The 22,299-nt window shown below is 45.7% G+C and carries 17 protein-coding genes and 5 pseudogenes; 14 read left to right on the top strand and 8 right to left on the bottom strand.

Translation table 11 applies throughout. The annotated features are described in order from the left end of the window. Positions 1-37 precede the first annotated feature (37 nt). The 6 genes from pyrD (at position 38) to rmf (ending at position 7,695) form a co-directional block, all read left to right on the top strand. Positions 38-1,045 (top strand): quinone-dependent dihydroorotate dehydrogenase, encoded by a 1,008-nt coding sequence (gene pyrD / locus BFC18_RS06785; protein WP_070124648.1) that lies wholly within the window; start codon positions 38-40, stop codon positions 1,043-1,045. 62 nt (positions 1,046-1,107) lie between these two features. Then, the gene (gene rlmKL / locus BFC18_RS06780; RefSeq protein WP_070124646.1) at positions 1,108-3,207 is read left to right on the top strand and encodes a bifunctional 23S rRNA (guanine(2069)-N(7))-methyltransferase RlmK/23S rRNA (guanine(2445)-N(2))-methyltransferase RlmL; all 2,100 of its coding nucleotides are present in this window, start codon (positions 1,108-1,110) and stop codon (positions 3,205-3,207) included. Further along, a complete protein-coding gene (locus BFC18_RS06775) occupies positions 3,204-3,437 on the top strand; it encodes a glutaredoxin family protein (RefSeq protein ID WP_070124644.1) in 234 nt (77 codons plus the stop codon). Before rlmKL ends, BFC18_RS06775 begins: the two co-directional genes overlap by 4 nt. Continuing rightward, positions 3,434-5,362 (top strand): ATP-binding cassette ATPase Uup, encoded by a 1,929-nt coding sequence (uup, locus tag BFC18_RS06770; RefSeq protein WP_070124642.1) that lies wholly within the window; start codon positions 3,434-3,436, stop codon positions 5,360-5,362. The genes BFC18_RS06775 and uup overlap by 4 nt, the downstream gene beginning before the upstream one ends. Before the next feature lie 12 nt (positions 5,363-5,374). Further along, complete coding sequence (locus tag BFC18_RS06765) at positions 5,375-7,144, top strand: DUF3466 family protein (RefSeq protein WP_070124640.1); 1,770 nt, start codon at positions 5,375-5,377, stop codon at positions 7,142-7,144. A 374-nt stretch (positions 7,145-7,518) separates the two neighbouring features. Continuing rightward, positions 7,519-7,695 carry a ribosome modulation factor gene (gene rmf, locus BFC18_RS06760; protein ID WP_070124638.1) on the top strand — a complete coding sequence of 59 codons (177 nt, stop codon included), beginning with the start codon at positions 7,519-7,521 and terminating at the stop codon, positions 7,693-7,695. Between the two features lie 91 nt (positions 7,696-7,786). Here the strand turns inward: rmf and fabA are convergent, their stop codons facing one another. After that, a complete protein-coding gene (gene fabA, locus BFC18_RS06755) occupies positions 7,787-8,305 on the bottom strand; it encodes a 3-hydroxyacyl-[acyl-carrier-protein] dehydratase FabA (RefSeq protein WP_070124636.1) in 519 nt (172 codons plus the stop codon). Positions 8,306-8,436: 131 nt separating this feature from the next. Here fabA and BFC18_RS06750 point away from each other — a divergent pair, with 131 nt between their 5' ends. Next, positions 8,437-8,697, top strand: a complete 261-nt coding sequence (locus BFC18_RS06750; RefSeq protein ID WP_070124634.1) for a hypothetical protein — start codon at positions 8,437-8,439, stop codon at positions 8,695-8,697. On the opposite strand, the gene BFC18_RS06745 is transcribed toward BFC18_RS06750, so the two are convergent. Together BFC18_RS06745 and BFC18_RS06740 are read right to left on the bottom strand one after the other, a co-directional pair. After that, complete coding sequence (locus tag BFC18_RS06745; RefSeq protein ID WP_070124632.1) at positions 8,694-10,214, bottom strand: cryptochrome/deoxyribodipyrimidine photo-lyase family protein; 1,521 nt, start codon at positions 10,212-10,214, stop codon at positions 8,694-8,696. The genes BFC18_RS06750 and BFC18_RS06745 overlap by 4 nt on opposite strands. After that, positions 10,214-11,476: a DASH family cryptochrome gene (locus BFC18_RS06740; RefSeq protein ID WP_070124630.1), complete on the bottom strand. Its 1,263-nt coding sequence runs from the start codon at positions 11,474-11,476 to the stop codon at positions 10,214-10,216. Before BFC18_RS06740 ends, BFC18_RS06745 begins: the two co-directional genes overlap by 1 nt. Before the next feature lie 91 nt (positions 11,477-11,567). On the opposite strand from BFC18_RS06740, the gene BFC18_RS06735 reads away from it, so the two are divergent. The 3 genes from BFC18_RS06735 to BFC18_RS21395 are packed head-to-tail and all read left to right on the top strand — an operon-like array spanning position 11,568 to position 14,672. Further along, on the top strand, positions 11,568-12,992 hold the full coding sequence (locus BFC18_RS06735) for a cryptochrome/photolyase family protein (RefSeq protein WP_070124628.1): 1,425 nt from the start codon (positions 11,568-11,570) through the stop codon (positions 12,990-12,992). Positions 12,993-12,994: 2 nt separating this feature from the next. Beyond that, entirely contained in the window at positions 12,995-14,536 is a 1,542-nt protein-coding gene (locus tag BFC18_RS06730) for a cryptochrome/photolyase family protein (protein WP_070124626.1), read from the top strand. After that, positions 14,523-14,672 carry a DUF2256 domain-containing protein gene (locus tag BFC18_RS21395; RefSeq protein WP_083272948.1) on the top strand — a complete coding sequence of 50 codons (150 nt, stop codon included), beginning with the start codon at positions 14,523-14,525 and terminating at the stop codon, positions 14,670-14,672. The genes BFC18_RS06730 and BFC18_RS21395 overlap by 14 nt, the downstream gene beginning before the upstream one ends. A gap of 45 nt (positions 14,673-14,717) precedes the next feature. Here BFC18_RS21395 and BFC18_RS06725 read toward each other — a convergent pair whose 3' ends face one another. The 4 genes and pseudogenes from BFC18_RS06725 to BFC18_RS22115 form a co-directional block, all read right to left on the bottom strand. Continuing rightward, the gene (locus BFC18_RS06725; RefSeq protein WP_070124625.1) at positions 14,718-15,077 is read right to left on the bottom strand and encodes a DUF4870 family protein; all 360 of its coding nucleotides are present in this window, start codon (positions 15,075-15,077) and stop codon (positions 14,718-14,720) included. Between the two features lie 106 nt (positions 15,078-15,183). Continuing rightward, a pseudogene (locus BFC18_RS22120) lies at positions 15,184-17,485 on the bottom strand (Tn3 family transposase); the annotation flags it as partial. A 56-nt stretch (positions 17,486-17,541) separates the two neighbouring features. Further along, a complete protein-coding gene (locus tag BFC18_RS22080) occupies positions 17,542-17,772 on the bottom strand; it encodes a DUF4158 domain-containing protein (RefSeq protein ID WP_425388359.1) in 231 nt (76 codons plus the stop codon). 4 nt (positions 17,773-17,776) lie between these two features. Further along, positions 17,777-18,016 (bottom strand): annotated as a pseudogene (locus BFC18_RS22115) (DUF4158 domain-containing protein); the annotation flags it as partial. A 104-nt stretch (positions 18,017-18,120) separates the two neighbouring features. On the opposite strand from BFC18_RS22115, the pseudogene BFC18_RS06700 reads away from it, so the two are divergent. Further along, positions 18,121-19,391 (top strand): annotated as a pseudogene (locus BFC18_RS06700) (IS4 family transposase). Between the two features lie 837 nt (positions 19,392-20,228). Here the strand turns inward: BFC18_RS06700 and acuI are convergent. Further along, positions 20,229-21,215: an acrylyl-CoA reductase (NADPH) gene (gene acuI, locus BFC18_RS06695; RefSeq protein WP_070124618.1), complete on the bottom strand. Its 987-nt coding sequence runs from the start codon at positions 21,213-21,215 to the stop codon at positions 20,229-20,231. 72 nt (positions 21,216-21,287) lie between these two features. Between acuI and BFC18_RS06690 the strand changes: the two genes are divergently transcribed. The 3 genes and pseudogenes from BFC18_RS06690 to BFC18_RS22070 form a co-directional block, all read left to right on the top strand. Beyond that, on the top strand, positions 21,288-21,707 hold the full coding sequence (locus tag BFC18_RS06690) for a winged helix-turn-helix transcriptional regulator (protein ID WP_170826572.1): 420 nt from the start codon (positions 21,288-21,290) through the stop codon (positions 21,705-21,707). 62 nt (positions 21,708-21,769) lie between these two features. Continuing rightward, positions 21,770-22,045: pseudogene (locus BFC18_RS06685) on the top strand (ISAs1 family transposase); the annotation flags it as partial. Between the two features lie 5 nt (positions 22,046-22,050). After that, positions 22,051-22,236 (top strand): annotated as a pseudogene (locus BFC18_RS22070) (hypothetical protein); the annotation flags it as partial. Positions 22,237-22,299: the final 63 nt, after the last annotated feature.

The raw sequence follows: 22,299 nt of genomic DNA, 5'->3' as shown, positions 1-22,299 counted from the left end.
GCCCTGTTTTGACAGGGCTTTTTGTTAGAGAAAGACCATGCAATCCATCGCTCAAAAAATTTTACTGCAGTGTGAGCCCGAGAATAGCCACGATTTTGCCATTAAGTGGTTACACCGCACCCAGCACACACCGTTAAAGTGGCTTTACAGCAATGAAACCATTGCGAAACCGGTAAAAGTAGCCGGTATTAGCTTTCCAAACCCAGTTGGCCTGGCCGCTGGACTGGATAAAAACGGAGAATGCATCGATGCATTCGGCAGTATGGGCTTTGGCTTTGTGGAAGTGGGTACGGTAACGCCAAGGCCACAACCGGGTAACCCGAAACCACGCATTTTCCGTTTGCCGGAAAAGCATGCCATCATCAATCGAATGGGCTTTAACAACCAGGGCGTCGATCACTTGGTTAGTCAGGTAAAAGCGTCAAAGTTCACCGGACCTATTGGCATTAATATCGGTAAGAACAAAGATACCGAAGAAGCGGACGCGTTATCAGATTATCTAATTTGTCTGAATAAAGTCTATCCGTATGCCAGCTATATTACGGTGAACATTTCGTCACCTAACACGCCAGGATTACGTAACCTGCAATATGGGGAAGCGCTGGACAAATTACTCAATGGCTTGAAACAAGCGCAGGATAAGCTTTGTCAGTCGCACGGAAAATACGTACCGTTGTTTATTAAAATTGCACCAGATCTGGCTGACAATGAAATCGATAGCATCGCCCGTTCGCTGATCAACAGTAAAATGGACGGTGTCATTGCCACCAATACCACACTAAGCCGTGATGCGGTTCAGGGGCTGAAACACGCAGATGAAGCCGGCGGCTTAAGTGGTGAAGTACTGACAGAGATGAGCCTGGATGTGACCCGCAAACTGTCTACAGCGTTAGATCGCGCCATTCCGATTATTGGTGTTGGCGGCATTCATGATGCACAAACGGCCAAAGACAGGTTGGCCGCGGGTGCGTCTCTAATCCAGATATATTCGTCGTTTATCTACCAAGGCCCCAAACTGGTCAAAGACATTGTAAAGGCGCTGTAGTTAACCGCCTTTATCCGTTATTTTACTGCATCGCTGCGGCGGTGCAGCTTACATAGAAAATTATGAATCAAATACTTGTTACAACCAGTCGCGGACTGGACGAGCTGCTTAAATCTGAAATCGAATCCTTGTGCCCGGATGTTAGCTGCCGTCTGTCGCCGGGAACGGTAAGTTTCTCCGGTACCCTTGAACAGGCATATACGCTTTGTTTGTGGTCTCGTCTGGCCAACCGTGTAGTATGGGTGTTAGCGGAAGGTCCATGTGACTCTGCTGACGAACTCTACGACACGGCATCGTCTGTTGATTGGCAGCAACACTTGCGTCCAAGCAATACCTTAAGCGTACAGTTCAACGGTACCAATAGAGCGATTAAAAACTCGCAATTTGGTGCGGTTAGAATAAAAGACGCCATTGTCGATCAGTTTATGGAAGAGTTAGATCAGCGTCCGTCTGTTGAGAAAAAACTGGCTGATTTTCCGATTTGGGCACGCTGTCACCGGGAGAAGGTTACCATTGGTCTGGATTTATCTGGAAACAGTCTGCACCAGCGCGCGTATCGCAGTAAAACCGGTGAAGCACCGCTGAAAGAACATGTCGCCTGCGCCATGCTTATTCGTTCAGGTTGGACACAAGACACGACTAAACCTCTCAGTGATGTATTTTGTGGCTCGGGTACCATTGCCATTGAAGCCGCTTACATTGCACGTAACATTGCCCCCGGTATCAAACGTTCTTATTGGGGATTCAACCGTTGGTTGCAGCATAATCCATCCCTGTGGAACGACATCAATGACGAAGCGTTGGCAAGCCAGAAAGCCTGCGAGACGCCGATATACGCATCAGACATCGACAGTAAACTGGTGAATATCGCGCGTAAAAATGCTGATCAAGCCGGTGTATTTAACGATATCCGCTTTGATGTGTGTGATGCATTAAAAGCGTCTCCACTGTCGAAAGAACCCGGCTACCTAATTTCCAACCCGCCTTATGGCGAGCGTTTGGGGGAACTGACCGATTTGATCCCCACCTTTGCAGAGCTCGGCAAACAGCTGAAAAACGCCTGGGGTGGATGGCATGTTTCCCTGCTAAGCAGCAATCGTGATTTGTTGCGCGTTCTGAAGCTTCGCTCTGGCAAAGAATATGGCCTGAACAACGGTAAGCTAGAATGTCGCTTCGTTAATTACCTGATGGATGAAGACAATTGCCGTCAATATGGTAACGATGGCGATAATCATGAGTTTGCCAATCGCCTGAAGAAAAACCTCAAGAAATTAAAGAGCTGGATCAAGCAGCAGGACACAAACTGTTACCGTATTTACGACGCCGACTTGCCAGATTACAACGTTGCTATAGATGTATACGGTGAGTGGCTGGTGGTGCAGGAATATGCTCCGCCTAAAACCGTTTCGGAAGACAAAGCCCGTAAACGGTTACAGGAAGTGTTGCTGCATTTGCCTGCAGTTACCGGTGTCGATGCGAAGAAAATTGCACTTAAAGTACGTAGTCAGCAGAAAGGCACTACACAGTACGAGAAGATGGACCAAAAAGGCGAACGCTTAACCGTATATGAGAATGGGGCGCGCTTGCTGGTTAACCTCACAGACTATTTGGATACCGGTTTATTCCTTGATCACCGGGTAACCCGTCAAATGGTGGCGAAACGGGTAAAAAATAAAGATGTACTGAACCTGTTTTCTTACACAGGCAGCGTTTCGGTGCATGCGGCACTGGGTGGCGCGCGTTCTGTGACCACCGTTGATATGTCAAAAACCTATCTCGACTGGGCCAAAGACAACATGCACCTGAATAAAGTAAAAGGGGCGCAAGCCTTTATTCAGGCCGACTGTACCACCTGGCTTAAAACCCATCCGGGCAAGTATGATTTTATCTTTATCGATCCGCCGTCGTTTTCAAATTCTAAACGCATGCAGGATACTTTTGATGTACAGCGCGATCATGTCGCTTTGCTGAAGGATGCGTTCCGCTGTCTTAACGACGGTGGCGAGGTGATGTTTTCCAACAACCGCCGAGGCTTCAAGCTTGATTATGAAGCACTGGAAGAGGGCGGTTATAAAGACATTGAAGATATTTCTGCGAAGACAATTCCGGATGATTTCGCCCGCAACAGCAATATCCATAAATGCTGGGTGCTTAAAAAGTGAAATTAGCGTTTTACACCGGCCCGCAGTGTCATTTGTGTGAACTGGCTGACGAGGTTCTGGCAAAGACATCACAGTCTCAGCAGCTAAACATCACCAAATATAATATCCGCGAAGATGCTAACCTGTATCATCTTTATGCCGTGCGTATTCCGGTAATTAAGCGCCTTGATACAGGCGCAGAACTCGGTTGGCCTTTTGACGTAGAACAGGCAGAAAATTTCTTATCATGAGTGTTATTCAGTTAAAAGATATTACCGTTATTTATGGTAATCCACCGTTACTCGACGGTGTAGATTTAGTGGTTCAACCCAGAGAGCGGGTGTGTTTAGTTGGTCGCAACGGCAGTGGTAAATCCACACTCATGAAAGTGATTGCCGGTGATGTTATTGCCGACGATGGTCAGCGTATTATCGACAGCAAAACCGTGGTTGCACGCCTTGAACAAGATCCTCCCCAAACCGTCGATATTTCGCTATTTGATTACGTGGCAGAAGGGCTTGCTGATGTTGGCGAGATCCTGAAACAGTATTTTCATCAGACACGAAAAGTGGCTGATGACCCGTCTGAAGCAAATCTGAATAAACTCCAACATTTACAGGAAGCGTTGGAAACCCGCGACGCCTGGCAATTCGAACAACAGATCGAACAAACGCTGACAATGCTCAAGCTTGACCCCGACATGTCATTGTCGACATTGTCCGGTGGTTGGCGCCGGAAAGCTGCGCTGGCGAGGGCCTTGGTGAGACAGCCTGACCTGCTTTTGCTCGATGAGCCAACAAACCACCTGGATATCGAAATGATTCGCTGGCTGGAACAAAGCTTAAGTGCTTTCCAGGGCGCGATTGTTTTTATTAGTCACGACCGGGCGTTTATTCGCCAAATGGCCACGCGAATTGTTGATCTCGACCGCGGCGCGCTGACAAGCTATCCGGGCAACTACGCCACTTACCTCGAAAAGAAGCAGCAGGATCTTGAAGTTGAAGCCGCGCAAAATGCTGAATTCGATAAAAAACTTGCTCAGGAAGAAGTGTGGATACGCCAAGGCATTAAAGCCCGACGCACACGCAACGAGGGCAGGGTGCGGGCGCTTAAAAAATTGCGTGATACCCGTAAAGCCCGTCGTGAAACCCAGGGCAATGCTGTGGTGGCGCAGTCGACTGCCGCACGATCAGGCAAGATGGTCTTTGAAGTTAATGACGCAAATTATGCTTACGGTGATAAATCCATTGTCAGCCACCTGAACCTAAATGTGTTACGCGGTGACAAACTGGCACTGATTGGCCCGAACGGTAGCGGTAAATCCACGCTGATAAAACTGCTGCTGGGCGAACTAACACCGAATACCGGAAATATTCGTCAAGGCATGAATTTAGAAGTGGCGTATTTCGATCAGCACCGTCAAGGGCTGGATTTAGACAAATCAGTCATCGATGCGGTGGGCGATGGAAAGCGTGACTTGATGGTGAATGGCGCGCCTCGCCACGTTATAAGCTATCTGCAGGATTACTTATTTACCCCTGAGCGGGTAAATGCGCCAGTTAAGTCATTATCTGGTGGTGAGAAAAACCGTTTAATGCTGGCCAAACTCATGTTGAAGCCAAGCAACGTACTGGTGCTCGACGAACCCACCAACGATTTGGATGTGGAAACGCTGGAAATGCTGGAAACCTTACTCAATGAGTACGAGGGAACCGTTTTACTGGTAAGCCACGACCGTGAATTTGTTGATAACGTCGCCAATAGTTGCGTGGTGTTTGAAGGTAACGGCGCGCTCAAAGAGTTTATTGGCGGCTTCAGTGATGTAGAAAGCTGGTATAAACAGCAACAAGCGACACAGAAAAATGCTGAAGCAAAAGTAAAAGATGAAACTAAATCGGATCCGCAGAGTCCTAAGCCAAAGTCTTCTCCGCGTAAGACGAAAAAGTTATCATACAAAGATCAACGTGAGCTCGAATCGTTACCTGCAGAAATTGAATCGCTGGAAGAAGCGTTAGCCGCATTGCAGGAAAAGGTGAATGATCCTGAGTTTTTTAAACAGCCTGCGGATGCAACAGCTGGTACACTTGCCACGTTATCAGAAACAGAAGAAACCCTGTCTCAGAAATATGCGCGCTGGGACGAATTGGAAAGCATGCTGGAAGACACTCAGCAGTAATTAGGATATTAGATGAAATTAACACAGCTTGCCGCCGCTATGGCGCTGACCACTGCGTCAGCAACTGCCTTGGCCGCTACCTATTCCGTTACGCCACTACCGGTTACTGATCGCAGTATTCACAATTTTGGACAGTCTATTGATGAATCAGGTCAGATGCTCACCATTACACAGAGCAGCCTGAATCTTTCTGTCGATGCAGATTTCCTTGAAGAGTCAGGCTTTATCGATACTTACGCTTCAAGTTTCGAAAATGAAGAAGATGTACGTCAGGGTGTATTTTCCACCATCGACTATAACTACATTATTGCACAGCTGACTTCTCATTCCTCAACGGCCAGAAACTACTTCTTGTACCAGCACATTGGCACTTACTCCTCATACCTCTCTGATGGGGTTGATGTTGATTTGGTACCTGGCCTCGATGCAATATCGGAAGACACCAATGAGTACGAATTCGCGGTAAACACCTACGCTCGCGATAGCTTAAATGGCGACTTTGTTGTGGGTTCTACTGAAGGGCCGTACTACCGGTTAGACTACGAGAATGAAGATGGCGATACCACCATTCTTGTATTAAACGATATTGAACAAACCGCATTTGTACAGGTGAATGGCGAGACTAAACTGCTTCCAGCTGAAGATGAGACTCTTGGTGGATTAAGCGAAGCTTTCGCGATTAACAATAGTTTACAAGTGGTAGGGAACAGTGCCGTTGATTATATCAGTGCCATTGATGACGCCGTTGTGAACTGTGAAGATCCCGAATTTCTGGGAGACATCCCCGAAGCCTACTGTAAGCGTAATATCAGAGTAGATGCCTCAGGTGACAGCACAAGCTATGGTTTCAGATTACCCGATGTAGGAGATACCTCATTCCCTGGTAGCTATGCCCGCGCCACCATTTGGCAACTCGATGCAAACGGTAACGTTATCTCTAGCGAAACCTTCCCTCCTGTATTTGAGCCAGAGGCAGAAGATGAATCGCCTTACTGGTCGTTGGCAAACGACATCAATGATCAAGGTATCGCCGTCGGTGCGTCTTCAATTGATGAGCGTCAGAATGTGCGACGCCCAAGTTCAAGCAGCTATTATAACTACGAACGCACTAACGTAGCGGTAAGTTACGCCGATGGCGAAACCACTGAAATGTTACCCCGTGAAGATAATCTGCAGTCTGAAGCGTTATCTATCAACAATGAAAATTGGGTGACAGGCTACGTCCTTCGAGCACCGAATAGCACTGCGCGTAACAGAATATTTATCCATAATCTGGACAGCGGTGAAACGCTCTATCCGCAAGGTTTCTTTAATAACGCGGGCGCAGAGGGTAAAGCGATCAACAATAATAATATTGTTGTTGGTACGTCTGAATATGATTCCACTGTGGATACCAATCGCGAAACTCACGGCTTTATGTTTGACGTGGCATCTGGTGAGCTCACGGATTTGAATGATCTGTTGCCCTGTGATTCGGCCTATACCATCGTTGACGCAATTGATATCAATGACAGTAATGAAATCATCGCTAACGCGCGTTTCAGTTCGGCAGAACGTTATGCGAATGGTGAAGAAGTCATCAATGACGAAGGTGAAACCGAGATGGTAGACGTCATTGTGGCAGTTAAACTTACTCCTCTTGGCAGTGAAGTTGACGACAGTTGCGATGCTGACGATGTTGAAGATGACACTGGCTATGAGCGTAAGGGCGCATCAATTTCACCTCTGTGGATGTTGTTGGCAGCCGGTTTATTGGCTTTCCGTCGTCGCAAGAATGGCTAAAAATTAGACTTTCGTATAATGCGTTTTTTATCGGAATAACAGCGTGATAGCGCAATAAATATACGAATTAAATTGTTTTAGCTTGAAATATAAACAGCAAAAACCGCACCCAGTTGCGGTTTTTTTGTACATAGAGAAACTCGTTTTAAAAAACGTCATAATTATGCAAAAAAAATGTAATGTTAAATTAGGCAAAATTTCATTATGTTACTATTTGTCAAGCCTGAAATTGAAGAAAATAAGTTGAACCTAACTGCCGAGTGCACTATCACATATATGTGCGCAACAGAAATTGACGGCACCCGCAAAATAATATGTTAGGAGAGCCCGAACACCGGTTGCGACACAAGTTAATCACAAATAGAGGCTTATCAATGAAACGACAAAAAAGAGATAAATTGACGCGTGCACACGCAAAAGGGTATCAGGCTGGTATCAGCGGTCGTTCAAAAGAGAACTGTCCATTCCAGGCTTTCGACGCTCGTTCGCAGTGGCTCGGTGGCTGGAGGGAAGCTGTTGAAGACAGGCAACTAGGATTCAACGTACGTTAAACATCTCTTTCAATAAAGGTAAGCCCCGATTAACGGGGCTTTTTTTCGTCCGAATTTCGGCATCATAAGCAGAAGGGTGCTATCAGGATAATCAGAACTTAGACGTATCCTGGAACAAGCCAACTTTCAAATCTTTGGCAGTGTAGATAACGCGACCGTCTACTTCCACCTGACCGTCAGCCAGGCCCATAAACAGCTTACGCTTAACAACACGCTTCATGTTGATGCGATAGGTGACTTTCTTCGCGGTTGGCAGGATTTGCCCGGTAAACTTCACTTCGCCTACGCCAAGTGCACGACCTTTACCAGGACCGCCGCTCCAACCAAGGAAGAAGCCAACCAGCTGCCACATGGCATCAAGACCCAGACAACCAGGCATTACCGGATCGCCAGGGAAGTGACAATCGAAGAACCAAAGATCTGGAGTGATATCCAGCTCAGCAATGATTTCACCTTTATCGTATTCACCGCCTTCTTCACTGATATGGCTAATGCGATCCATCATTAGCATATTAGGTGCAGGTAACTGGCTGTTACCTGGGCCGAACATTTCACCGCGGCTACAGGCCAGCAAATCTTCACGGTTAAAGCTATGTTGTTTGTCGGACATGATATCCCTTTGTTGTTAGATTTTCAGCGTGGTAATTTAGCGAACACTTGTACGCTAAACAACTCTGAACAGTCATTTATTGTGAAAAAATCCATGTTACACTGCCAAGGTAACCAGGAGATGACATCCGTATGACTGAAAAGAAAAAGGCTAATCCTACCGCCAATGCCGATAAACAGCGTCGCTTTCGTGAGCGACAGAAAGCGGCCGGGAAGAAAATGGTACGGGGTTATGTGAGTCCGGAAGCGATGCAATGTTATGATGAAATTCGTGAAAAAACAGGCTGGAGCGACAGTGAAGTACTTTCTAATGCGTTACGCATAACCTACGCAGCGTATAAATGTGGACAAATTAGGCTACTTAATCAATGGCTTAAAGAGCAAGACCGCTAAGTCTTACTGTTTACTTGTTTCAGCCATTGGCGGCTAGGGCTTCGGCGAGTGGTATGCCGCTGAACAATCCGGGCCGCTTCTTTCACCACATCATCACGTAGACGATATCCCCACAAACGGTCTCTCACCTCACTGTGCACTGCACTAATATCAATAATGGGTAAGACATAATCCACGGCACAGTCAAAATTTAGCATCATGGCTTCAAGTGGCGGAATTTTATCTGGTTGATGGCAAAGAGGTGCAGGTAATCGGTCTAGTTCAGGCACCCATTTTTTGATAAAAGCAGCTTCAGGGTCGAGTTTGCTCGATTGACTTGACGGGTTATACAAACGAACCGTATGAATGCCAGTGATACTGGCTTGCATTTGAATTTGTGGATAATGAATACCAGGTTCAAAATCAAGAAACTGGTTTGCCAGATATTCTGCCGCATGTAACCAATGCACATTTAAATGGTGTACCAAAAAACTGGTTACCATGGCGCGCATTCGAAAATTCAGAAAGCCTGTTGCATTAAGCGCTCGCATACAAGCATCAACCAACGGGTATCCTGTGGTACCGTTTTTCCAGCGTTCGAAACGACGCTGCGCTTCCGGGCCTTCGATGTAGGGAAAGCTGTCGTATGCGCGGTTTTGTGCGCGCCATTCCATTTGATGTTCGCTCTCGAACTTTTGGATGAAATGACATCGCCAATGTACGCGAGAAAGTAACGCATTTATGGCGGATTGCCAGTGACCACTTTGCTGCGAAAGTTTTAGATGCGACTGTTGGAAGCGGATATATTGATAGACTTGCTTAATCGACACATTTCCCCACGCCAAATAGGGGCTCAGGCGAGTACAAGATTTCCGGGCCGCGAGGGGCTTTGAAATGTCTTGATGATACGAGATACCGCGCCCAGCGAAGAAATCTTTCATCACAAACCAGGCAAACCGTTCACCGCCTTGCTGCATCCGATTATCACTCGGATAAGATGGGATATTTTGCATCGACCATAATGGCGACGCTTCAACGGAATACCAGTTCACTGTGCTCAGTGTAACGTCATCTGTGGGTTGTGACATCACTTGTTGCCAATAAGACTCCCAATGTTGTCTGTTGGTGAGTCCACGGGTGACTGCACCATATTTATGCTCTGTCCATTCGATGTTGTGTGTACGGAACCAGGTCGCCATTTCACGATCCCGTCGAAAGGTAACGTCGAGGCCCACTTCTTCATAACTGAATACGTGACTGATATGACAATGCTCGTTTATGTGCAAGAAAGCGTCACGCACTTCATAGCAGGTTGAAAGCACTGAAATCCCATCGGGTAACTGCCCGTTTATATCTGCAATACTTTGGGCTATAAAACGCCAGTGTCGCTGACTCATGTGTGTATCGGCTATTAGCGAAGGCTCAAAGCAGAACATCAGCACCACAGGGAGGCCGGTTTTACTAGCATCTAGCAAGGGCTTGTGGTCGCGTAGACGTAAATCGCGCTTCAGCCAAACCACTGCAACTTCAGGCTTCATTATCGCCATGTATTTATGAACGTTCTTTCGGGATCGTAGCGTTCGGTTTGCTTTTGTAAATCGAATTGGCGATGGCCTCTTGGATCGTGGCCCACGCCAGCCAGATATAACCAGTTTCCCCAGTTACTGCCAACGTCGTAGTCAACCAGCATATGTTCAAACCAAGCCGCGCCGTGCTGCCAGTTTTGCTCCAGTTCGTGAACAAAGCAGCTTGCCACCAGCTGGCGACCGCGGTTCGACATAAAGCCAGTCGTTTTTAATTGCTTCATACAAGCATCAACGATGTCGTACCCAGTTTCCCCGTTTTGCCACAGCCTGATCTTCTCTTCATCATGAGAAAATGGCCTAACTTCACCGCGACAGCCTGCTTGATCAAACCAATCTGCACCGTGTCTTTGCTGTATCCAGAAAAAGAACTCCCGCCATAACAACTCAAAGTAAACCCAGTACGTTGAATCGTTCGCACCATACGCTGCTTCATATTGCTTTAGTTGCTGATAAATCCATCGTGGAGATAACGAGCCACTTGCCAGCCAAGGAGAAAACCGGGTACTGGCATTCGCATCGTCCAACGCGTTCCGTGTTTCTTTATAATTCGCCACATGGTTATCAGTAAAAAAGTAGTCCTTCAGCCGCTGTTGACCCGCTTTTTCACCACCACGAAATAAGCCATGGTCTAATGTCGGTGCTTTCAACGTTTCCTGTTCTGTCTGCAAATGTATTGGCGGTGGTAACGAAGACAGCGTATTAATTGGCGCTGCTGGGGTGGTGTGTTTCTCTATTTTCTTCCGAAACGGGGTAAATTGCCCGGGCATATCGCTAACAGAAAAAGGTAACTGCGCACGGTCAAACAGGCTTGTGGCATCTCGTTGGATGAATTTCAACGAAGGAAAGGTGCTTTCCAAACGTTGCCAGTCCTGCATTTCGTAAAATCCCCCGTGAAAGTGGCTGGCAACATGGGTAATGTCACAAGTCTGTATAAGCGAACTGAGTTCCGAAGATGCCGCGCCCGTTTTTATCACGAGCTGCTGACCCAGTGTCGTTAAGTCATCGTTCAGCTCGCTCAAACACGCTTCAATAAATCGTCGACGGTGAGGGCCCATCCCCGTAACGCCATACTGATTTTGCCTGGTGCTACGTTCGTCAAAAACATACGCCAATAAAAGCTCATCAACTTGCTGACTTATTTCCAGAAGTGCTGGCATATCCGTCAGTCTTAAATCGTGTCTAAACCAGAACAAACCCCGAGTAACTTCTTTCATTACAAAACCTTAATTTTCATCGCCAATGAAACAGTTTGGATATAATTGCGTATCACTTACTTAGAATGCATAGATAAAAAAGGACATCGATGTGACGGTACCTGTCAGTATCGTATGGTTCCGCCAGGACCTGCGCGTAAAAGATAATCCGGCGCTTCATGCTGCCTGCGATCTTGGCAAGATCATTCCAATTTATATTCACGATACGTCGTTGCCGGAAAAAAGACTCCCCGGTAGTGTATCGAAATGGTGGCTTCATCAATCATTAAACTCCCTTAATGATCGCCTCAACGGGCATCTTCAGGTATTCGAGGGCGACCCGGAAAAATTGCTGCCCGAGCTAATGGAAACGTTCAACGTAGAGCATTTGTTTTGGAATCGCTGTTATGAGCCATGGCACGTTAAGCGAGACAAAACGGTAAAAGAATCGCTAAAAGACAACGGCAAAATCGTGAAGAGTTTTAATGGCTCATTACTCTGGGAACCATGGGACATCGAGAATAAGTCTGGGAGCCCGTATAAAGTATTTACCCCGTTTTATCGAAAAGGCTGCTTACAGGCCAGTTCTCCGCGTTATCCGCAAGCAGCAGTTGCCAGAATTACTTATGCTGACGTGAAAAACAAAGGCGTAAGTATAGATTCACTGGGGCTCATGCCAGACATCAAGTGGTATGACGGAATCGCCGAAACATGGAAACCTGGAGAGGAGGGTGCGGCAGACAGATTGGCAGACTTTATAGATGAAGCGGCTAAATCATATAAAAAAGATCGGGATTTTCCTGCGATTTGTGGAACGTCTATGTTGTCTGCACATTTGCATTTCGGTGAAGTCTCTCCTAATCAAGTTTGGTATGCCATCCTTGATGCCTTCGGCAGCGCCGACGACAACAACATCGATACCTTCCTAAGCGAACTGGGCTGGCGTGAATTTGCACATAGCTTGATTTATCACTTTCCTACTTTTCCGGATAAAAACTTTAACGAGAAATTCGACAAGTTTCCCTGGCGTTCCAGCAAAAAAGATCTCGAATCCTGGCAAAAAGGAAAAACCGGCATTCCAATTGTCGATGCGGGAATGCGGGAATTGTGGCATACAGGCTATATGCACAACCGAGTAAGAATGATTGTCGGTTCATTTTTAGTAAAGAACTTACTCATTGACTGGCGCGAGGGCGAGGCCTGGTTCTGGGACTGCCTGGCTGACGCTGACGGTGCTAATAATTCTGCAGGTTGGCAGTGGGTCGCGGGTTCCGGCGCCGATGCAGCACCCTATTTTCGCGTGTTCAATCCTGTATTGCAGGGGGAGAAATTCGACAAACAAGGGGAATACGTGCGTACCTGGTGCCCGGAACTGAGTAAGCTTCCCAACAAACTTATTCATAAACCCTGGGAAGCAGGCAGTGCCGAGCTGAAGCAAGCCGGGATCGCGTTAGGCGATCAATACCCTGAACCGATTGTTGATTTAAAAGCATCTCGCCAGCGCGCGCTCGATGCCTTCGCTGAAATAAAAGGGTAGTCATGACAGGTAAACTACGGTTAATTCTCGGCGACCAACTCACGGCCACGCTACCAGTACTTACTGAGGCGGATAAAAATCAGGACGTTGTGCTGATGGCGGAAGTCCGAGAAGAAGCGACCTATGTGAAGCATCATAAGAAGAAAATCATTTTGCTATTTTCAGCCATGCGTCATTTCGCGCAGAGCCTTAAAGATGACGGTTTCCAGGTTAATTATCGTTGTTATGACGACAAAGAAAATCAAGGCAGTCTACTCGGTGAAGTGCAAGCGGCCATAAAAGCACATAACTTGAGTGAGGTGGTGGTAACCGAACCCGGAGAATACCGGTTACTGAAAAGCATGCAACAATGGGAGCATCAACTCAGTGTGCCTGTTTCTGTTTTGCCAGATGCGCGTTTTTACGCCACTAAACAGGAATTCTCCGCTTGGGCTGATGGACGTAAAACGTTACGTATGGAGTTTTGGTACCGTGAAATGCGCAAAAAGCATGGTATTTTAATGGATAACGGGGCACCTGCCGGTGGCGACTGGAATTATGACAGTAAAAATCGTGTGTCTATGCCCGCCAACGTGTCACCGCCAGAACCTTCCCGATACAAGCCCGATGCGGTAACAACAGAAGTCATTGAGCTGGTAGAGCGGGAATTTGCGTCTCACTTTGGTGATAGCGACGGTTTTCACTATGCGGTAACCCGTGAAGGGGCGCTAGACGTACTTAATACGTTCATTGAACAACGACTCCCCGATTTTGGTCGCTATCAAGATGCCATGCGACACAACGCCGTATGGCTATTTCATTCTCACCTTTCTTTCTACATTAACTGCGGATTATTGAGCCCGCAGGAAGTAGTACAGCAAGCTGAAGCCGCCTATCATGCGGGTGAGGCGCCACTTAATTCTGTGGAAGGCTTTATCAGGCAAATAATTGGCTGGCGGGAATTTGTTCGCGGTTTCTACTGGTATTACATGCCTGGCTTACAGTCGGATAACTACTTCAATGCCAAACGTGACCTCCCATCGTTTTTTTGGGATGGGTATACCAATATGAACTGCCTACGACAGTGCATTACAGATACCAAAAAACACGCTTACGCCCATCATATTCAACGTTTGATGGTACTCGGTAATTTTTCATTGCTGTGCGAATTTGCCCCGGAGCAAGTTCAGGAATGGTATTTGTTGGTGTATGCAGATGCCTATGAATGGGTAGAACTGCCCAATGTCGCCGGCATGATATTGTTTGCTGATGGGGGCAATCTGGCTAGCAAACCGTATGTGGCCAGTGGTAGCTATATCAATAAAATGTCTGATTATTGTAAGAACTGCGGCTACAGCGTGAGCAAGAAAACCGGGGAGGGCGCATGCCCATTCAATTATTTATATTGGCGGTTCCTCGATGCTCACCAGGATAAACTTCGAAAAAATCCTCGTATGGGCTTGGTTTACAAAAGTTACGACAGAATGGCGACAGAAAAAATCGAAGCCATGAAGCACGACGCCAGTCGCTTCCTAACCAAGTTGTCGAAGAATGAAGAAGTCTGAACTTCCCCAGAAAACGTGCCCGGTATGCGAGCGCCCTTTCGTATGGCGGAAGAAATGGGAGAAAAACTGGGAAAACGTGAAATACTGCTCTAAACGCTGTGCGGGGCAGCGCAGCAAAATTATTCACTCAGGTTAGAGAAAAAATGCGGCATGTGCCGCATTTTTTGTTATTCGATATTAATTAAAACATCCATCCCGTTGGATCTGGGTGCGCTTGTTGGTTATCGAGGTATTTCATGCCCTTCACACAACGAACAATGAGCCACACCATCCAGAACAACAACACCAGGTAGCCAATCAGGATGATAGAAAGAATGGAGCCAATGAACATGTATAGGAAGCCAATCCAGAATGTTCTGATCTGGTACTGGTAGTGCGTTTTAAGCCATTCAGGTGCATCAGATTTATTAACGTATGCGATGATCACGCCGACGATGCCGGTGATACCCACTAAAATACCAGCCAAGTAAAGAATGTAGACAACTTTTGCCATGCTACCGTTGTCGGTAGACGTTGATGGCGTTACCGGTGTTTCGTTCATGTTTATTTTATCCTTTTCACAAGTTATGTTTTCCATTGTATTTCGCAACTACCTGGCGGTGATCTGCAAAATATATTCAAGATTTTGTAGAGTTATCAACGATAAATCAATAATAAAAAGTAAAACGTGATAAAAAAGTTGTATACGCAATCAGTGCTGGCCATATGTAATCTCCCGTTAGATTTATATGATCCCACCCTAAAGGAGATAAGTGGCTAAGCAATGCATCATCGATGATTTCCCCACGGCTGCGGAGTGTTTCTACTGCCTGACTGATGTACTCTGTATTCCATAAAATAATTGCAGCAACAACTAGATTAAGCCCACTGGCGCGGTAACGTTGGTTTTCAAAGCTTCGGTCTCTTAATTCTCCCAATCGGTTAAAGAAAACCGCCCGAGAAAGAGCATTTTTAGCTTCACCTTTATTAAGGCCGGCCTGAACTCGATGTCTAACATTAATGTCTTGCATCCACTCCAGAGTAAATAAAGTGCGTTCTATACGCCCTAACTCCCGTAATGCCAGTGCCAATCCGTTTTGACGGGGATAGCTACCGAGTTTTCTCAGCACAAGAGAAGCAGTGACCACACCTTTTCCGATTGAAGCTAATAATCTGAGAATATCGTCCCAATGTAAGGCTATATAGTCAAAGTTCACATCCCCGCCAATTAGCCCTCCTAATGTCGGATAATCGGATTTGTTATCAGCTATATACACACGCTTACCTGAAAGATCACGTATTCATGGAGCAAACTTGAATCCCAATATTGGCATGAGTGCAAATACATGATCAGTGAATCCGGCGGTATCCGTATAATGTTCTTCAATGTTGAGTTCAGATTCATGGTTAAGAAGGCCATCCAGTACATAGGTGGCATTTCTCGCTGGGGAATTGATGATCCGGGTATGAAACGGAGCATAGTGATCTGAAATGTGAGTATAAAAAATGCTTCCCGGCTCTGGGCCATATTTAGCATTAAAGTGTCCCTTGGATTCTCCCCGACCTCCCGCATTAAATCGCTGCCCATCAAACGAGGATGTCGTACCATCACCCCACCATTGAGAAAAATAATGTTGATGCTGTGCATTTGTCAGCTCAGCCAATGCTTTACTGTAAGTATCGTCTCGAACATGCCAGGCCTGTAACCAGGAGAGTTTAGCGTAGGAAGTACCAGGGCAGGATGATGCCATTTTTGTCAGGCCTAAGTTGATTCCGTCTGCAAGAACAGCGATCATTAACATTACTCGGTCAGATGCGGGTTGTCCTCCTTTCAAATGAGTAAAATGGCGTGAGAAATCTGTCCATCTGTCTACCTCCAACAGAAGTTCGGTTATTTTCACTTTAGGCATAAGTGCTGATACCTTCCTGATCAACTTCTCAGCCTCATCTGGAACAGAGTTCGTCAACGGCGTAATGCGCATTCCGCTGGCAGTCACTATCGTACCGGGAAGGTTGTTGTCAGCAGCATGGAGTTCGACACGTTTCAATGCGGTGACTAACTGGTTCTTTTTCTCTTCAAGGAATAGTTCACCGTCAGTTTCAATATCCAGCCCTAACTCTTGTTGGCTAAACAGTGTGCGATATTTGTCGAGCGGAAGCAGGTAATCTTCAAAGTCCATAAACTGTCGGGAATGACGAACCCATATATCCCCCGAACGCAGCGCATTTTTCAGTTCTGAAAGGACACAAAGTTCATAATACTTTTTATTTATTCCTTCCTCAGTAAAAACAAGGAAGGCCCATCGTTTTCGAATAAACTCAGTTGGTACGGCTTCGGGTTACTTACGCGCTTTGGTCAGGTTCAGTTTGCGACGAACATTGACCGCATCAAGCAGAGACTGGCTGACTGGAGCCGCCTTTAATTTCAGTGCATCAAGAAACGCCGGAGTGTAACGGCGTAACTGAGGATACGGATCAATAATGAGCGTAAGGTGATCAAACTCTGGTTGGCTAAGTTGCTCTGCGCTTTTGACACTATCAAGAAAGACCTGCCAGCCAATGGAGGTTTCAATAGCATCAAATGGATCAATTTTTGATTCTCTGGCCTTCTGAATAAGGCGTCCGGCCTGTGACAGTACTTTTAATTGCTCATTAATTTGCTTGCCTGAGCTTTGAAACTGTTCCGCATGTTTTCGTCTGGCAACATTATCTTTACTCGCCATGATTCGGTCATGCAAATCTATGAGTTCATCAATCAAAGTAGCTCTTGTATCAAGTACCACTGCCGCCAGTGTTGCGTGTCGTCTTAACGGTTCAAAATCCCTGAGATGTTGTGGTGTCATTTGACCACCTTCACGGGCTTTTTTCTGAGCCTATTTTGATGAACCATTTTTTCCAGACCATCAGGGATGATTGTGCCTGAATATATTCAATTCTCTCTATATCTTTTAGAACGTGCTTTGCATTGGGAAAACCATGTGGCTGCCGTAACCAGTTAATAAACGTCTGGCTTTGCTGGTTACGCATCAGTAGAAGTCGATCCAACTGTTCTTTTTGCCTTCAGACAATTCCGATGTCAGTGCACGATATACTCTCTTCGTTCCGAGAGTGATCGCTTCCGCGCATATCCTTTCCAATACGTCCATGCCAGGAATAACTATCTTTTGGGTGCGTAGATAATCCAACAACGTTTTGGCAAGCACCATACCTGATTCGGTTTGGACCGAAGTCTTTAGTAAGTACGGACAAACGAAAATGGGACAGAGTAAAAGAGGCCATCCCTAACCAGTTCATCAGCTCAGTGAGATGTTCCTTGCGGGTCGTATTTCTTATCGCATACCTCTTCCAATGTGTTACCGGTACACCGAGTTGTTCACTTACGAAAGACAGCAGGTTGGCTGGAGGTTCTTCATCTGGAGGGATGGGGTTTCCGGGATAGCGCAAGTAGTAAAGCTGAATAGCAAACCCAAGTCTATTGTGTTTCCCTCTCCTTTGGTTAATAAGGGCACATAGGTAGGATCTTAAGGAAATTAGAGCTTAAATGCATGTCTCAAATTTGATCAGATGTTTATCGCCAAACAAACGTCCTGAAAAAATTTGAGAACATGCGCGATAAGAATAACGAGCTAAACAAGATAACGGAAGTCCTGAACGAATTTAATATTAACGATAACGGTAAGCGGTGTGGTTTTTGCCATCGGGAACGTATTGTGAAGCCCTATGAATTAGTGATGGCACTGGTGACGGCCATGGGGGACAAGAGCATTGACTGTATCAGTGATTTGCACCGCTATTTTACTGGATTGACGTACACCGATGTGCAGTACAAACCGTTTCATAATCAACTGAGTAAACCAGCATTTAAGCAGTTGATTCAGCGCATAGTGGGCGTTGCATTGCATAAATGGCAGCAGCATATCCTTGGTACAGACACTGACCTATCGGCGTTTAAGCAGGTCGTGCTGCAAGATGGCAGTTCGTTTGCCGTTCACAAGGAGTTAAAGGAAGAATTTAAAGGCCGTTTTACCACTGTTAGCCCTGCTGCCGTTGAGGTTCATATAAGCTGGGACATGTTACACAGTCAGCCTGAACGGATAGCCGTCAGTGCAGACAGCGTGGCAGAGTATGATTTTTTGCCGCCAGCCGAATCGTTAGTGGCCTGTTTATTTATGGCAGACTGAGGCTATTTCAAACTGTCGTATCTGGATAGTATTCATCAGGCGGGAGGGAGCTATCTGGTCAGGGCAAAAACAACGGTTAACCCTTTGGTTTTGTTGGGTGTGAATGTACAGGGTAAGCGCCTGAAACGATTCGACAATGTGAGGCTCAAGGACGTGAAACATCACATCCGACGAAGCCAAGTGGTCGATATGGACGTTGAGGGAAGCGTATCATATCGCCTGATAGCGAGTTGGCCTCCAGGTAAATCAGAGCCAACCTATTGGGCTACAAACTTGCCGCGTGAGCAATACCCGGCAAAAGTGGTAATGCAGCTATACAGCTTGCGCTGGCAGATAGAATTACTATTCAAGGAAAGGAAATCCTACTGCAATTTACGCAAGTTCAATACCCGGAACGCGGGATTGATGGGGGGCTGATATGGCTCAGTTTGCTGGCATTACTGGTGAAACGGCGTATTGGATTTAGTATCCAACGACTGATGGGCGTCGATATATCGAGCTTCATGGTAGCGAAAAATACGCAGAGCTGGTTCTATCCATTAATGGAATCGATACTCCATGATGCTTACTCTGAATTAAAACAAACTTGGAATTGGGCAGTCAATTATCTATCAAGATATGCCAAACGGGCACACCCTGACAGAGACAGGAAAACCGGGCGCCTGAAGTATGGATTGGTCTCGGTTAATCCTTAATGTCCAACCTATGAATAAGGGCAAGGTCGGCATCGTTAAATAGGTAGTGTCGGACAAGATCATGATGCTCTTGAGGAACTGCCGTTAGTGTTTCACGTTCAGATAACGTGAAGAGGGTTTTGCATGGCAATCTTATTTCCTCCGGTAGCTATGTCAAAAGGACACACACTTAGCTAACCAGATAAATGCCTCAATTAAAACCCGATGTTGACAATCCGGTTTCATAGGTGTGAGGTACGACAGAATCGCTTGGTGATCACACACTGAAAATCAGTATCGTAACTCGGAAATGGACACAAATGAGTTATCGATTTTGCTAAATTAGCAATCAACGAATAAGTTGAAGTATTGCAAAGTCGATTTAGTAGAACGGATAGTGCCTATTTCAGATTACCCCAACTACAAAGAGACTTGCTCTGCCAATTCATGCTGTTGGTAACTAAGGACGGTATATCAATTGTGAAACTCTTTCTATGAAGTTCTATGAGGCTTGTTTCTTCGAGTATTTTAAGGGGCAGAATATTGAATTCAGTACATTTTTCTTACGTTATTGGGAGAATGCTGCTGGTAAAGGTGTAAGACGTGAAATTTTTCTATGATGCTAGACCATTTAATCGTCAACCAAATTCAGTTAGATGTGGATCGCTGTATACCATTAGATATAGTTCAATCTGCTATTACGCTTATCGAATCTAAATCAACGATTTTGCATGGAAAATCATTCTGCATCCGAAGTAGAAGAACCATGTCTACTGGCTGTTCGATATAGTGACAAATATTTTGCTACAGGCTCCAATGGGGTGAAAATATCACCCCAATACTAAAAATTATTGAATTCTAAGCATTCACATCAACTAATGTACGACCACGAATCTTACCTTCCAAGACTAAGCGTGAAACTTCATCGACTTGAGAAAGACCGATGGTAGTAATCGTACTGTTCAGTTTATTCAAATCCAAATCTTTGGCTAGTCTATCCCATGCTTGTTGGCGAAGAGTTTGTGGCGCATTCACTGAATCAATACCAGCTAGGGTCACATTTCTTAGCACAAATGGTAACACAGAACCAGGCAAATCAGCGCCTTGAGCAATCCCACAGGTAGTAACAACACCACGATATTTGGTTTGCGCAAGCACATTCACTAGTGTATTACTCCCAACAGAGTCTACAGCGCCAGCCCAACGTTCATTTGCTACGGGATCACCAACCACAGATAACTCTTGACGATCAATTACTTCGGCTGCACCCAACTTTTTCAAATAGTCGGTTTCCTCTAGTCGTCCTGTTGATGCAATGACTCGATAGCCCAAACCAGAAAGTATCGCAATTGCTATTGACCCAACGCCTCCGCTAGCACCGGTCACTAAAACATCACCAGAATCAGGAGTCAAACCACCATGTTCTAACGCTAGTACGCTAAGCATAGCTGTATACCCAGCAGTACCAATAGCCATTACGTCACGGGTAGAAAGCGGTTTTGGGATCTTCACTAACCATTCACTCTTTACTCGTGCAACTTGAGCATATCCACCATGATGATCATGGCTCAGTGCCCATCCGTTAACCAATACAGAATCTCCAACAGAGAATTCAGGATTCGTAGATTTCAACACGGTGCCAGAGAAATCGATACCAGGAATGAGCGGGAAGCTCTGAATAATAGGCATACGTCCAGTTAGGGCTAGACCGTCCTTGTAATTTACTGTTGAGTACTCGACTGCAACTGTTACATCTCCTGGAGAGAGGTCCGCTTCTGAAAAATCAACAACGCTAGTTGAAATAGTGTCGTTATTTTTAGTGGCTAATAATGCTTTGAATTGCATGTTTATATCCTTAGTTCGTTTATGAACCGCCATAATAATTTGTAGATATCATAAGCACAAGAATGCACAATTATGATAGGTACTATCAAAAATGTAGGTATAAAAGTGAAAACTAAGCGTTTTGATCCCAAAAGTGGATGTCCTGTGGAAGTGACTTTGTCTGTTATAGGAGGGGCGTGGAAGCCTGTGATATTGTTCCATCTTCTTGATGGTAAAAAGCGATTCATGGAGCTTTCTAGACTCATTCCCAACGCAACACAGCGAATGTTGACTTTGCAATTACGCGAGTTAGAGCAAGATGGGGTGATACTTAGACATGTATATCCTCAAGTCCCACCTAAAGTCGAATATGAAATGTCAGAGTTTGGGAAAACTCTTGCTCCCATTCTGGTTTCATTGAGAAACTGGGGAGATGCTTATCGCCACACAATCCCCAATGTGGTAAACGAAAATGAAAGTGGAGACCCATGGGCTTGCGAACACTCGGAATAATGCTGTTTTCATTTAGAGTCAATATTTACGATTGATGTTCTAATTCGCAGGTGCAAGAGAAACTGGCGCTCAATGCTAAACAAGCACTGAATGCGGTGAGAAATCATTGGCAGGTAGAGAGCATGCACTGGATGTTAGATATGACCTTCAGAGAAGATGAATCTAGGATCCGTAAGGGGAATGGAGCATTGGCTTTCAATGTTCTAAGAAAAATAGCATTGAATCTGTTTAAGCAAGATACGACCAAGAAGATAAGCATGGCTCGCAAAAAGAAGATAGCAGCACTGGACGACGAATATCGCTCAGTGCTGTTGGAATCAGTGATTAAAATGCGCTAGCCGTGCGCCTCTTCGCTAATGAAGATGATAATAATTATTTTAAAACTATCAGGGCGTGTTTCGGTGCTCACCCTGTAAATCTGAATCAAGAAAATTCAAAGCGCTTCGCAAGTTGGCCATTTCCAAGTAATTTCAACACTGGCGACTTGAGTGTTCATTTGTACAGTCGAGATGTGGGTAAAGAAGACTTAAGGAAACTGCGAATAAGTCCCGCAGTTTAACGCTGAGTTAAGCCGCAGCATCAGCTGCCTAAT

The organism is Alteromonas confluentis, from assembly GCF_001757105.1.
Classification (GTDB): domain Bacteria; phylum Pseudomonadota; class Gammaproteobacteria; order Enterobacterales; family Alteromonadaceae; genus Alteromonas; species Alteromonas confluentis.
This window is presented reverse-complemented; position numbering and strand designations above follow the sequence as displayed.

Bases quoted from the DNA above. Each gene is read 5' to 3' on its own strand.
- pyrD (WP_070124648.1), top strand. From the start codon at position 38: ATGCAATCCATCGCTCAAAAAATTTTACTGCAGTGTGAGCCCGAGAAT.
- rlmKL (WP_070124646.1), top strand. From the start codon at position 1,108: ATGAATCAAATACTTGTTACAACCAGTCGCGGACTGGACGAGCTGCTT.
- uup (WP_070124642.1), top strand. From the start codon at position 3,434: ATGAGTGTTATTCAGTTAAAAGATATTACCGTTATTTATGGTAATCCA.
- BFC18_RS06765 (WP_070124640.1), top strand. From the start codon at position 5,375: ATGAAATTAACACAGCTTGCCGCCGCTATGGCGCTGACCACTGCGTCA.
- rmf (WP_070124638.1), top strand. From the start codon at position 7,519: ATGAAACGACAAAAAAGAGATAAATTGACGCGTGCACACGCAAAAGGG.
- fabA (WP_070124636.1), bottom strand. From the start codon at position 8,305: ATGTCCGACAAACAACATAGCTTTAACCGTGAAGATTTGCTGGCCTGT.
- BFC18_RS06750 (WP_070124634.1), top strand. From the start codon at position 8,437: ATGACTGAAAAGAAAAAGGCTAATCCTACCGCCAATGCCGATAAACAG.
- BFC18_RS06745 (WP_070124632.1), bottom strand. From the start codon at position 10,214: ATGAAGCCTGAAGTTGCAGTGGTTTGGCTGAAGCGCGATTTACGTCTA.
- BFC18_RS06740 (WP_070124630.1), bottom strand. From the start codon at position 11,476: ATGAAAGAAGTTACTCGGGGTTTGTTCTGGTTTAGACACGATTTAAGA.
- BFC18_RS06730 (WP_070124626.1), top strand. From the start codon at position 12,995: ATGACAGGTAAACTACGGTTAATTCTCGGCGACCAACTCACGGCCACG.
- BFC18_RS21395 (WP_083272948.1), top strand. From the start codon at position 14,523: ATGAAGAAGTCTGAACTTCCCCAGAAAACGTGCCCGGTATGCGAGCGC.
- BFC18_RS06725 (WP_070124625.1), bottom strand. From the start codon at position 15,077: ATGAACGAAACACCGGTAACGCCATCAACGTCTACCGACAACGGTAGC.
- acuI (WP_070124618.1), bottom strand. From the start codon at position 21,215: ATGCAATTCAAAGCATTATTAGCCACTAAAAATAACGACACTATTTCA.
- BFC18_RS06690 (WP_170826572.1), top strand. From the start codon at position 21,288: ATGATAGGTACTATCAAAAATGTAGGTATAAAAGTGAAAACTAAGCGT.